This window comes from Phaeobacter sp. JH20_02, from assembly GCF_048056915.1.
Classification (GTDB): Bacteria; Pseudomonadota; Alphaproteobacteria; order Rhodobacterales; family Rhodobacteraceae; genus Phaeobacter; species Phaeobacter bryozoorum.
On sequence record NZ_JAYMVP010000032.1, the window covers coordinates 187,656 to 199,895 of the forward strand.

Below are 12,240 nucleotides of genomic sequence, written 5' to 3' on the forward strand. Positions count from 1 at the left end.
GGAGGACGAGCCCATGCTGGAGATCAGTGCCCGAAAGGTGGCGCAAGTGGCCATGATGGCGCGCGAGCTATCGCGCGCCGAGGGGGAGCTCAGGGCGTTTATCGACCGCATGGGCGAGGATGAGCAGGCCGAGCTGGTTGCGATCATGTGGATTGGCCGAGGCAGTTTCGACGCCGACGATCTGGAGGAGGCCATCGCAACCGCTCAGCAGGAGGCGACCACGCCGACTGCGGATTACCTGATCGGGACACCACATCTGGCGGATAATCTGGAATCCGGCTTGGACGCGCTGGGGATTGATGTTCAGAGCGTCGAAGAGGATGTCATCGGGCGCTGAGCGTTCCGCTGACGGGTTGCGATGGCAGATCGGTATGGCAGGGGGCGCCGGGGTGCGGCGCCCGCATGGCCTGTCGCGCCGGGGCTCTGCCCCGGACCCCGGGATATTTGGGGCCAGAAGATGGCTATCTTCCGCGCAGTCGGTAGCCGGGGCGTGGGTTCAAGATGTGCTGTCGACCACCTCGAGATGCTGGGCCAGCGCACCGATCTTACCCATCCACTGATCCACCAGATCGGCGTCGCTGGGCGCGGCGCTGACGCCGGGAGCGATTTTGCCGTTGATGGCAGCCTCGATGGCGAAGGACACCGGGTAGGAGACCAGCCGCGCCATCGCCGTGCCGCGTTCGTCACCCCAGGCATCCATCACATAGGTCTTGTGCCAGACTTCGGCACCGTCTTTTTCGGCTTTCAGCCCGACGCAAAGCACCACGCGGTCTGGCTCACCGTCGTCATAGGCATTCTCTGCCCAGAATTGATCCGACATTTCCTTGAGCCGGGCATCGCCTTCGGCGCCCGATAGTGTCTCGACCTCCTTGAAGACATCCGCCCAGGCATCGGCCCAGCCGTTGAGGCGCAGGGTGCCGCGAACGAATTCTTTTACCTTCCAGTCCGCGCCGAATTCATACTGCGCCATGAAAGGGAGCGAGTCGCGGTTCGGATAGACTTCGAAGCTTTCGGATGCGGGCAGCGGTGCCTCGTAGGAGGAGATCGCATCCCAGGGGCGGGCGACGTCCAGCGCCTTGAAATCGCGGATCGACTTCGACGGGGAGCGCAGCGCCTTCAGCACGCCGAGCGGCGACCAGCTGAATTTGTAGCGGAACGGGTTCGGTGTCTTGGGGATGCCGCCGCAGTAGGAGATAAAGCTGATCTCATTGTCCGCATCGAAGGCCTTGGAGGCCTTATAGTCGGCAACCAGCGCATGGGCCATCAGGTGGTCGATGCCAGGGTCGAGGCCAACCTCGTTGATCAGGCAGACACCGGCGTCCTTTGCCCGCTGGTCCAGCGCGCGCATCTCCGGGGCGATGTAAGAGGACGACACGAAATGGGCGCCATGCTCAATCGCCAGCTCAGCCAGCGGCACATGCCAGTCACCGGGCAACATCGAGACGATCACATCCCTGGGGCTGAGCATCTGGCCCAGATTGGCAAGGCTGAAGGCATGGATATTGGTTGTCAGATCGCCGATTGCCTCGCGCGCCTTATCGGGAGTGCGGTTCCAGACCGCGACGTCATGGCCCGCCTCAAGCAGGCGGCGCAGGCCAGGGATTGCGGACAGGCCGGTGCCGCACCAATGGATTGTCATTGTCAGTCTCCGTTGTTTGGTTCCGGCGATGGTCAGCCCGGAAGATGGTCCTTGAAGGTGGTTTCCGCTCGGCCCCAGACGCCACTGGCAAGATCGGTAAGGGTCAGCAGGGAGGGAAGCAGCTGGGCTGCATAATCTACGGAGCTTTCGACCGGCAGCATCGAAGGCAGGTTATCAATCGCCATGACGTCCAGTACGGGATCCTGGGCGACCCGCAGGGCAGGGGCCTTCCATGTGGTGGCGCGGTCATAGACCGGAACCGGGTTGTAGTCGCTATCAGGATCGCAGGCGACATCGCCGATGGCGGTCAGCCGACGATCAGCGGTCAGCGCCTCTTGCGGGACGAAGACCGGCGTACCGGGGCGTGCGAAGATGCAGTTGAGAAAGAGATCATGGGCCAGAATTTCGGGGAAAGGGCCGCCGCTGGCGGTTTCTGCCATATCCCATTTGGTGACCGCGACACCCATCGCCTCGCAGAGATCGGCGGCCCCGGTGCCGACCCGGCCCAGGGCGCCAATGACGATGGCCGAGGGGCGGTCGGTTTTCAGGCCATCCAGCTCTGCGCTCAGCTCGGCAAGCAGCGCGTCCTTGCCCTCGTAGACGCCAACCGGGCCGCAGAGCTCACCGCGCTGCTGCGCTGCCCAGGTTTTCAGCGTGACGGCCGCACCGGCATAGCCGGCCCAATAGCCGAAGGCCGCAACCCGGCGGCCACTTTCATCGACCAGATATTCCAGATCGTACAGCGTGCCGCCGCCGGCCTGGAACCGTTCAAGAAGCGCTTTGCCGGAGTGCTGCCCCTTGTAGGCATGTCCGAACATGATGTGGCGGTGCGGCAGCGGAGTGCCATCTTCGGGCAGTTCTTTCAGGCCGAAGATGATGGCGTCGCGGGGGGCGTCGGGCCAGCTGTTCTCTGCCGCGATCTCGCAGCCGGCGTCAATGTAGCCCTGCAACGGGATGGCGCGGACCGTGCTTTCCTCGACCGTGACCTTCAGCCCGGCGTCGATGAGCGCTCTGGCACCTTCGGGCGTCAGGCCGACCCGTTCTTCATTCGGGCGCTGTTCGGCCCGTACCCATAGATGTGTCATGTCTTGTCCTTTACAGCATGCCCTTGGCGGTCACCGCGTGCACCGAGTCACGCTGTTCCATAGCCGCCATGAAGGTCTGAATTTTCGGGTAGTTGGCGAGGGTCACGCCGTCGCCCTCCAGCCAGGTGCAGATCACATAGAGATAGCAATCCGCCAGGCTAATGGTGTCGCCCAGCACGTAAGGGCCGCGCAGTCCGAACTGGCTGATATAGTCGCAGGAGGCGGCCATGGTCATTGGCACCTTGGCCTGCATGTCCTTGAAGCTGGAAGTCTTGCTGGCCCAGCGGCTTCCGCGCAGTTTATGGGCGTGGTTCACATGCATGGTGGAGGCGAGATAGAACATCACCTCACGCATGCGGGCCAGCAGGACCGCCTCGCGGGGGCGCAGAGCGGTATCGGGGGCCATATCGGCCACATATTCCAGCAAGGCGCCGGTTTCCGTCAGGATGCCGTCATCCACCACCAGCGCCGGGACACGGCCCTTGGGGTTGATCTGGGCATAGGCGGTGCCAAGCTGTTCCTTGGCTGCGAAGTCAATACGGATCGGCTCGTAGTCCAGTCCGGACTCTTCCAGCGCGATGGCGACGGCCACCGAAATCGTCCTGGGTGCATAATAGAGCTGCATCATCCTGTCCCTCCCTCAGATAGTGCGGTCCCCGGTCGGATGTCGGGCCTACAGATGGGTCTGTGCGTAATGCCGGTCCGGGGCTTCCAGATGGGGCACCGCGTTGAACAGCACCGGGCTCAGCTGACCGCCGATCGCGTGCAGCCGGTGCATCGAACTGTTCATGATCGCGAGCGCCATGCGCGCCATTCCGGTGGTATCCAGCCCCATCGCCTGCCGCATGGCCATCGCGATCAGCCCGCCGGATGTGACCACCAGGGCCGGCCCGTCGCCTGCGGAGATTTCGGCCAAGGCGGAGCGGGTGCGGGTTTCAAAGTCTCGCCAGCTTTCTGGCGGGTTGGTGATCTCATCCGCAGCCCAGGCGGAGAAAACCTTGGGCATGTGCTCGATGAACCCTTCCCGTTCGGTCGGGATCTTCAGCCCGTGCTGGGCCTGCATCGCCTCGGCCAGATTGAAGTATTCCATTTCGTTCAGTCGCGGATCCTGCACCACGTTTTCAAGCCCCATGGCAGTCGCGGTTTGCAGATGGCGGGTCAGCGTGCCGCAATAGACGCGGGTGTAATGCGCGCGCGTCTCGCTCAGATGCGCGCCAAGCCAGCGTGCCTGCTGATGGCCCAGATCGCTCAACCGGTCATAGCTCGCTTCGTCGCGGGCGCTGGTGTTGGCCTGTCCGTGGCGGATCAGCGTGATATGCGTCATGGCGTGTTCCTTTGCGTCCGGGCAAGTCTTAAGCAAGCTTTTCAACGGTGGAAAGGGCCAGTTGTCGATTTCGGATCCAATCCAGTCGGGCGGCACGGCGACAGGTAAATTAGGTCCGGTTCGGACCAAATGTTTCGCGTGCGAAACAAACGAACAAAAGCTTAACGAAGAACCACGCAAAAGACCTTGTTTTACGGTTGTTGCGCAATGGGCGCGCGGGGAATTGGGCCGCCGTAAACCGGCGCGCTGTACGGTGGGTGAAAGGGGATCTTGAGCTGATGGGCGATGGCGGTATGTGGAGGCTTATCGCCGATCAGGCGCGGTCATAGCCCCGTTTCAGCATCCGTTTGCGGTGCTGATCCGCCGCGATCGAGGCTTCGCGCAGGTTGCCGTAGATATTGATGGCGCTCTGCCCGCTGCCGCCGGCCACCCCCCATTCCCTGAGAACGGAGACTTCAGCGAAGAGGTTCATCGCAAGTTCGATCCGATAGAAGCGCGGGACCCGCGCCGGGTGTTGGCGATAGAGCAGACAGGTAGCCATACCCGAATCATATCGCCGTCGATTCGCTGCGTCCAGTCCGAGCTTTGGCCAGAGTACTCCCAGAGCTTTGGCGGCTGGATTTCGAGCCGGCGGCGGCGTGATCAGAGCCAGCTGACATCGCCGAGGAAGATATAGCCGGCGCCGTAGATCGTCTTGATCAGGCGCGGGTTCTTCGGGTCTTCGCGCAACTTGGTGCGCAATCGCGAGATGCGCACATCCATGGCCCGATCAAAGCTTTCGCCAGCACCACCGCCGAGGCTTTCTTGCATCTGGGCGCGGGAAATCAGTCGTTTCGGGCTTTCCAGGAACAGCCGCAGCACCTCGCCCTCGGCATGTGAAAACGGGGTCTCTGCGCCGCTGTCATCTTCAAGGATGTAGCGATCGAAATGCGCGGTCCAGCCGGAAAACGAGGCGCTGTTTCCCGTGGTTGCCGCAGTGCGGGGGCCCCCGCGCAGCCGGGCGCGGATGCGCGCCACCACCTCGGCCGGGTCAAAGGGTTTGGTGATGTAATCATCTGCCCCGAGCTCCAGCCCGGTAACACGGTCCTGTACCTGTGCGCGTCCAGAAATGATGATCACGGCCGCCCCCTGTTCCAGCGCGAGGCGATGCACCAGCGCCAGCCCATCGGTATCGGGCAGCGAGAGATCGACAAGGCAGACATCGGGAGTCACCCGGTTGAGAGAGGCCTCAAATTCGCGGGCGCGGGCAAAGCTCTGGGTGCGAAATCCGGCTTCCTCCAGCGTGTCGGTCAGGATGCGGCGAATCTCCGGCTCGTCGTCAAGAATGGTGATCAGGGGTCGGCTCATGCGGCGGGTTCCGATTTGATCAGCGCTGAAAGCTGATGAGTGGTAAAGGGTTTCTGCAACACCGGGCAACGTTTCAGCGCCATGCGGAACAGAGGATCGCTGGTCGGCAGGGACGTCATCAGAATGCAGGGCAGGCGAGAGCCCTGCAAGCGGTCGACCAGGTCGATCCCGGTGGCGCTGCCCTGCAACTTGATATCTGACAACACCAGCGAAATACCATCGATATCGGCGGTAAGCGCGCAGGCCTCGTCGACGCTTGTGGCCTCAACCACCGCATAGCCGAGATCTATCAGCATATCGCGGAAGGTGGCGCGCAGCTCCTCGCTGTCCTCCACCAGCAGCGCCAGCCCGCCGGCGGCATCCGGTGCCAGCCGATAGGGAATGCGCAGGGTCACGCTGGCACCGGAAACGGTATTGCCGATCCGCATGTCCCCACCGGTGGATTTGGCCATATCGTAGACCATCGGCAGGCCCAGACCTGATCCTTCGCCGCCCTTGGTGGTGAAGAAAGGGTTCAATGCCTTCTCCAGCGCGGTTTTGGAAAAGCCCGGTCCGGTGTCGGTAACGCTGAGTTCAAGCCAGGTTTGCCCGACGACATGGGCGCTGACAGTGATCTGACCCTGACTGCCGCAGGCGTCACGTGCGTTCAGAATAAGGTTCAAAAGGGCATCCTGCAGTTTGCCCGGATCCAGCAGCAGTCGCACATCCGGCGTGTGATCCACGATGCTGAGGCCCATGCCCTGGGGCAGCGAAGGCGTCGCCAGGACCTTCAGCTCTTGCAGAAGGCCGTGCAGATCGGTGGCGCGCGGACGCAGGCTGCGGTGTCCGGTCATCTCGGCAATACGGTTGAGGAGGCGCCCGCCACGGCGGGCAGCGGAGAGCGTGGCCTGAACCAGATCGGCCGCCTCCGGGGTCAGATCGGATTTCGCCAGTTTGCCCTGCATCCCGAGGATGATGGTCAGGAGGTTCGAGAAATCATGCGCCAGCCCGCTGGTCATCTGAGCGGCCATTTCGCGGCGGCGGGCCTGTTGCAGGGCGACACGGGTCTGGGTTTCCTCGGTCACATCCATCGACAGGATGAACACGCCGCCGGTGTCATCGGGGGTGAAGGCCACCCGGATCCGGCGGCTGTCATGGCTTTCAGTGAACTCGAACACCGGGCTTTCGCCCTGGTAGGCCGCCATCAGATGCGGTGCAATCTTGTCATAGGCGGCCGCGCCGAGCGCCTCTGCGATATGCGTGCCGAGGATTTCGGACGGACGGCTGGGAAACACCGAACTGAGGCGCCGGTTAGTATAGGTGTAATAGCCCTCGGCGTCGACATGGGCGATATGGGCGGGCATCATCTCGGTCGTCAGGCGGGTGCGCGCTTCCATCTCCGTGAGCTGACGCTTCGCCTCTTCCAGTGCGGTGATCGTCGCGGCCAGTTTGCGGTTGGTGGCTGACAGCTCTTCGGTATGGGCGATCAGCTGATCGGACATTTCCTCGGACCGGGCCCGCAACAGCTGTTCAATTCGCTTGGTCCGGGTGATGTCGGTGTAGACCGTGACCCAGCCCCCCTGAGGCAGAGGTGCCCCTTCGATAGAGATCACCTGACCGTTGGCGCGTTCGCGTTCCAGATAATGGGGCACGAAATCCAGCGCCTGATCAACGCGCTGCTGCACGAACCCCTCGATATCATCGACCGGTCCATATTCACCGCTGGTGGCAATATGCCGGATCGTCTCGTCAAAGCGTGCACCCGGGGTGATCAACGCATCGGGCAGGTCGAACATCTCCTGAAAACGCTGATTGCACACCACCAGGCGCAGCTCGCTGTCATAGATCGACATCGCCTGGGCAATCAGGTTGAGCCCGGCGGTGGTCATTGTGGCGCGGTGTTTCTCGGATCGGTTCATGCTGTCTCCCCGCCGCATGGCTAGCATCCCGACGGGCCTGCGCAAAGAGCTTAGCCTGCGACAGGGGGCCCCGGTGGGACGATCTGCGTTCGCTGGGCGAACGGCTGTTACAATTCGTAAGATTTGGGAAAACTTCAGGAAAAAGTTGACGCAATAGCATGAGGCCGTCCCTAATCGGGATCAGAATCGCGGTTAGCGATCAGTCCGGCCGCATGGGTCGGAAAGGGGAGGAGAAAGAACGTGGCTCAGACGCAGTCGGGTGCCGCAGGGATGATGTCCCTGCCGGCGCTGCTTGAACGCAATGCGGCGCAGTTTGGCGATCGCCAAGCCTATCGGGAAAAGGAATTCGGCATCTGGCAATGCTGGACCTGGTCCGAGACCCAGAAGGAGATCGAGGCGCTGGCGCTTGGGTTGATCAATCTGGGCGTCAACGAAGGCGACTTTATCGCCATCATCGGGCGCAACCGTCCGTATCTCTACTGGGCGATGGTTGCGGCACAATCCGTGGGCGCGGTGCCGGTGCCGCTCTATCAGGACGCGGTGGCGGAAGAGATGGCCTATGTACTGGGCCATTGCGGTGCGCGGTTTGTGATTGCGGGTGATCAGGAACAGGTCGATAAGGTCATCGAGGTTCAGGAAGAGCTGAGCAATCTGGAGCAGATCATCTATCTGGATCCGCGTGGTATGCGCAAATATGATCACCATGCGCTGCATCAATATTCCCACGTTCAGGATCAGGGCCGCGCGGCACGCGACGAATGGGCCCCCGATCTGGAAGCCCGCAAGGCCAAGCTGACCTACGACAGCACCTGCGTCATGCTCTACACCTCCGGCACCACGGGCAAGCCGAAGGGTGTCGTCCTGTCCAACCGCAACGTGATCGAAAGCGCCAAGAACTCGGCGGAGTTCGACCGGCTGACGGCGGGAGAGAACATCCTGTCCTATCTGCCGATGGCATGGGTCGGGGATTTCATCTTCTCGATCGGGCAGGCCTATTGGTGCGGCTTCTGCGTGAACTGTCCCGAAAGCGCCGAAACGATGATGACCGACCTTCGCGAGATCGGTCCGACCTATTTCTTTGCGCCGCCACGTGTCTTTGAAGGCCAGCTGACCAGCGTGATGATCCGTATGGAAGACGCGAGCACGCTGAAGCGCAAGATGTTCCACCACTTCCTGGCACATGCAAAAAAGGTGGGCGGCGACATTCTCGACGGGCGTCCGGTAGGCCTGATGGACCGGCTGAAGTACAAGCTGGGCGATCTGCTGGTCTACGGTCCGTTGAAGGATACGCTGGGCTATGGCCGTATTCGCGTCGGCTACACTGCGGGCGAGGCAATCGGGCCGGAAATCTTTGATTTCTACCGCAGTCTGGGCATCAACCTCAAACAGCTCTACGGCCAGACAGAGGCGACGGTGTTCATCACCGTGCAGCCTGATGGTGAGGTGCGCGCAGATACGGTGGGGGTTCCGGCCCCGGATGTGGAGATCAGGATCGCCGAGAATGGCGAGATTTTCTATCGGTCGCCGGGCACCTTTGTTGAATATTACAACAACCCGGAATCCACGGCCTCGACCAAGGATGCCGAGGGTTGGGTGGCCACTGGTGATGCGGGTTTCTTTGAAGAGGGCAGCGGCCATCTGCGCATTATCGACCGTGCCAAGGATGTCGGAAAAATGGCGGATGGCGCGATGTTTGCGCCCAAATACGTCGAGAACAAGCTGAAGTTCTATCCGGATATTCTGGAGGTCGTGCTGTTCGGCAATGGCAGGGACCGCTGTGTTGCCTTCATCAATATCGATCTGACGGCAGTCGGCAACTGGGCAGAACGGAACAATATCGCCTATGCGTCCTATCAGGAGCTGGCGGGGCATCCGAAAGTTCTGCAATCCATCAAAGAGCATGTTGAAAAGGTCAATGAGTCGGTGGCTCAGGACCGGATGCTGTCCGGCTGCCAGGTGCATCGCTTTGTTGTGCTGCACAAGGAACTGGACGCAGATGACGGCGAAATGACCCGGACGCGGAAGGTCCGCCGCGTGGTGGTCGAAGACAAATATGCCGACATCATTGCGGCTCTTTACGATGGCTCGTCACAGATTTCGACACGCACCGAGGTGACTTACGAAGATGGCCGCAAGGGCGCGATCAGTGCCACGCTGGATATCATTGATGCCAAGGTCGTACCGGTGACCCCACAAGCGGTGGCTGCCCAATGAAACGGATTATGACAGGCGCTGCGTCGATGCGGTCGGCGGCGGCGCGGAGCCACAGCACATCAACCAACAAGGCGAAAGGCGTGGTGTCGTGAAGGATATGGAAGACGGCTATATCACCGAGGACGGGCGCAAGATCGGCGGCGTGGTGATGGAGATGAAGAACATCACCCTGCGCTTTGGCGGCGTGGTGGCGATCAAGGATATCTCGTTTGATATTCGCGAAGGCGAGATCCGGGCCATCATCGGCCCCAACGGTGCGGGCAAATCCTCGATGCTGAACGTGATCTCGGGCTTTTATGTCCCACAGGAAGGCGAAGTTCTGTTTCGCGGCAAACCCCGCCCGCAGATGCGCCCCTACGAGGTGGCCCGTCAGGGCATCGCCCGGACATTCCAGAATATCGCGCTATTTGACGGGATGAGCGTGCTGGACAACGTGATGACCGGGCGGCTCAACTTTATGAAGACCAATCTGCTTCAGCAGGCGATCTGGCGTGGCAAGGCGGAGGCCGAGGAGACCGAAAACCGGGCGGCGGTTGAGCGGATCATCGACTTTCTTGAGATCCAGCACATCCGCAAAACGCCGGTTGCGCGTCTGCCTTACGGTTTGAAAAAACGGGTTGAGCTGGCGCGGGCGCTGGCGGCGGAGCCAAAGCTGCTGCTGCTGGATGAACCTATGGCGGGGATGAACGTCGAGGAAAAAGAGGACATGTCCCGCTTTATCCTGGATGTGAACGACGAGTTTGGCACCACCATCGCGCTGATCGAACACGACATGGGCGTGGTTATGGATCTGTCCGACCGGGTTGTCGTGATGGATTACGGTAAGAAGATCGGCGACGGCACGCCCGAGGAAGTGCGCAACAATCAGGATGTGATCGACGCCTATCTGGGGGTCAGCCATGACTGATGAGCGATTGGGTGGAAAAATTTTCGAAAATTTTTGGCAAGTTTCTTTGAGGAAACTTGCAGGAGGAGAGCGGGATGCCTGAACAACTCGTCTTTGCGATGGAGGTCACGCTGAATGGCCTGATGGCTGGAGTGCTCTATGCGCTGGTCGCGCTGGGGTTTGTCCTGATCTACAAGGCTTCGGGGATCTTCAACTACGCCCAGGGCGTGATGGCATTGTTTGCCGCGATGACTCTGGTTGGGATCATGAACGGGCAGGTTCCGTTCTCCCATGTGATCAACGCGATCTTTGGCGGGCATGTCACCCATTTTGGCTGGACCGTGCCGTCCTTTGTGGCGATCGTCATGACGGTTGGGGTGATGGTTCTCCTGGCCTGGATGGTCCAGCAATTCGTGATGCGCCATCTGGTTGGCCAGGAACCGATCATCCTCTTTATGGCCACCATTGGACTTGCCTATTTCCTCGAAGGGGTGGCGGATCTGATGTGGGGCTCGGAGATCAAGACGCTGGACGTCGGTCTGCCGCAGGGCATCAACCTGTGGATCGACGAGACCACCTATCAGATCTTTGATTATGGTTTCTTCATCGACAATCTCGACATTGTTGCGACCATCATCGCGGCACTGCTGGTGGCGGGGCTGGTGGCCTTTGCGCAATATACCAAACAGGGGCGCGCCATGCGGGCGGTGGCCGACGACCATCAGGCGGCGCTGTCGGTTGGCATTTCGCTGAACTTTATCTGGGTACTGGTCTGGTCTGTCGCGGGGTTTGTCGCGCTGGTCGCCGGGATCATGTGGGGCACGAAGTCCGGCGTGCAGTTCTCGCTGTCGCTCATCGCGCTGAAGGCCCTGCCGGTATTGATGCTGGGCGGCTTCACCTCGATCCCCGGCGCAATTGTTGGCGGGCTGATCATTGGCGTAGGCGAAAAACTGTTCGAATTCATGGTCGGCCCGATGGTCGGGGGCGCGACGGAAAACTGGTTTGCCTATGTTCTGGCGCTGCTGTTCCTGGTGTTCCGCCCGCAAGGTCTGTTCGGGGAGAAGATCATTGAACGGGTCTGATGCGCCTTGGCATGGCGTGCGGCCCCGATCTTTCGGGACCGCGTCGCGGTGGCTCCGTCAGCCTTCCAGACGTCGGAAGGCCGCTATGACGATGGCTGCAAACACGGTGACAACCAGCGTGAAGGCTATCGTCAGATCGCCGATCAGCTGTCCGACAAGCACCGTCATGGCCGCCGCCGCGCAGAGCGCAAGCAGCAGCATGCCCCAGGCACCCGGCGCAACATCGCCTGAAGGCCGCACTGCGGTCCGAGCCACTGGCTGGCGGCTGGCCTGCGGCAGCACCGTTGCCTCCTCGACCGTGTTCAACAGCCGGGTCTTGGCCTTTGTGAACTCCTCGGGAGATATCTCTCCCCTGTCCCGCGCAGCCTCTAGCTGCCGGATTTCCTGCAAGATTGCACTCATCGTTCCCACTCACTTTTCCCACGATGAAGGTGGCAGAAAGATTTGGACGAAATGTGGCGAAGGCCAGAAATCCGAAGAAATGGTTAACGCCGGAGGCGGCCGATGACGAAGCTGATCGCCATCATCAATGTTATTGCCTGGGCCGGGTTCTGGGCCTTTGGATATCTGGCGCTGACCGCCGAAGGGTTTTCCGAAGCACAGATGGTCACAGCATCGCTGTTGGCGGCGGCGGGGCTGATTACCGGGGTTCTTGCCTATCTGCGACTGGCCCGTGCTGCCGAGTTAAGCGGTTACGCCAGCAAGACAAATCAACTCGACGCGGGTCTTAGAAACCGCGCGCAGCAAGAAGGGAGCATCTGAGTC

General features: G+C 61.1%; 13 protein-coding genes. 5 read left to right on the top strand and 8 right to left on the bottom strand.

The genetic code is table 11. From position 1 onward, the window contains the following. Window positions 1–13: 13 nt before the first annotated feature. Window positions 14–337: a DUF3775 domain-containing protein gene (locus tag VWY34_RS20615; RefSeq protein WP_340546876.1), complete on the top strand. Its 324-nt coding sequence runs from the start codon at window positions 14–16 to the stop codon at window positions 335–337. 159 nt (window positions 338–496) lie between these two features. On the opposite strand, the gene VWY34_RS20620 is transcribed toward VWY34_RS20615, so the two are convergent. The 7 genes from VWY34_RS20620 to VWY34_RS20650 all read right to left on the bottom strand — a co-directional run bounded on the left by VWY34_RS20620 (window position 497) and on the right by VWY34_RS20650 (window position 7,293). Next, window positions 497–1,639 (bottom strand): saccharopine dehydrogenase family protein, encoded by a 1,143-nt coding sequence (locus tag VWY34_RS20620; RefSeq protein WP_416546631.1) that lies wholly within the window; start codon window positions 1,637–1,639, stop codon window positions 497–499. Window positions 1,640–1,671: 32 nt separating this feature from the next. After that, window positions 1,672–2,724: a saccharopine dehydrogenase gene (locus VWY34_RS20625; RefSeq protein ID WP_416546633.1), complete on the bottom strand. Its 1,053-nt coding sequence runs from the start codon at window positions 2,722–2,724 to the stop codon at window positions 1,672–1,674. Between the two features lie 10 nt (window positions 2,725–2,734). Then, complete coding sequence (locus VWY34_RS20630; protein ID WP_416546651.1) at window positions 2,735–3,349, bottom strand: glutathione S-transferase family protein; 615 nt, start codon at window positions 3,347–3,349, stop codon at window positions 2,735–2,737. 48 nt (window positions 3,350–3,397) lie between these two features. Then, entirely contained in the window at window positions 3,398–4,048 is a 651-nt protein-coding gene (locus tag VWY34_RS20635) for a histidine phosphatase family protein (protein WP_340546873.1), read from the bottom strand. 313 nt (window positions 4,049–4,361) lie between these two features. Continuing rightward, on the bottom strand, window positions 4,362–4,589 hold the full coding sequence (locus VWY34_RS20640) for a WGR domain-containing protein (protein WP_340546872.1): 228 nt from the start codon (window positions 4,587–4,589) through the stop codon (window positions 4,362–4,364). Between the two features lie 101 nt (window positions 4,590–4,690). After that, window positions 4,691–5,395 (bottom strand): response regulator transcription factor, encoded by a 705-nt coding sequence (locus VWY34_RS20645; protein WP_340546871.1) that lies wholly within the window; start codon window positions 5,393–5,395, stop codon window positions 4,691–4,693. Next, a complete protein-coding gene (locus VWY34_RS20650) occupies window positions 5,392–7,293 on the bottom strand; it encodes a PAS-domain containing protein (RefSeq protein WP_416536731.1) in 1,902 nt (633 codons plus the stop codon). Before VWY34_RS20650 ends, VWY34_RS20645 begins: the two co-directional genes overlap by 4 nt. A 270-nt stretch (window positions 7,294–7,563) precedes the next feature. Here VWY34_RS20650 and VWY34_RS20655 point away from each other — a divergent pair, with 270 nt between their 5' ends. From VWY34_RS20655 to VWY34_RS20665, 3 genes are all read left to right on the top strand, one after another. Beyond that, a complete protein-coding gene (locus tag VWY34_RS20655) occupies window positions 7,564–9,507 on the top strand; it encodes an AMP-binding protein (RefSeq protein WP_416537832.1) in 1,944 nt (647 codons plus the stop codon). A 97-nt stretch (window positions 9,508–9,604) separates the two neighbouring features. After that, window positions 9,605–10,414, top strand: a complete 810-nt coding sequence (locus VWY34_RS20660) for an ABC transporter ATP-binding protein (protein ID WP_340547244.1) — start codon at window positions 9,605–9,607, stop codon at window positions 10,412–10,414. 74 nt (window positions 10,415–10,488) lie between these two features. Further along, complete coding sequence (locus VWY34_RS20665) at window positions 10,489–11,475, top strand: branched-chain amino acid ABC transporter permease (protein ID WP_416536730.1); 987 nt, start codon at window positions 10,489–10,491, stop codon at window positions 11,473–11,475. A gap of 57 nt (window positions 11,476–11,532) precedes the next feature. On the opposite strand, the gene VWY34_RS20670 is transcribed toward VWY34_RS20665, so the two are convergent. Continuing rightward, window positions 11,533–11,877: an SHOCT domain-containing protein gene (locus tag VWY34_RS20670; protein ID WP_416536729.1), complete on the bottom strand. Its 345-nt coding sequence runs from the start codon at window positions 11,875–11,877 to the stop codon at window positions 11,533–11,535. A 102-nt stretch (window positions 11,878–11,979) separates the two neighbouring features. On the opposite strand from VWY34_RS20670, the gene VWY34_RS20675 reads away from it, so the two are divergent. Beyond that, the gene (locus VWY34_RS20675; RefSeq protein ID WP_340546867.1) at window positions 11,980–12,237 is read left to right on the top strand and encodes a hypothetical protein; all 258 of its coding nucleotides are present in this window, start codon (window positions 11,980–11,982) and stop codon (window positions 12,235–12,237) included. Window positions 12,238–12,240: the final 3 nt, after the last annotated feature.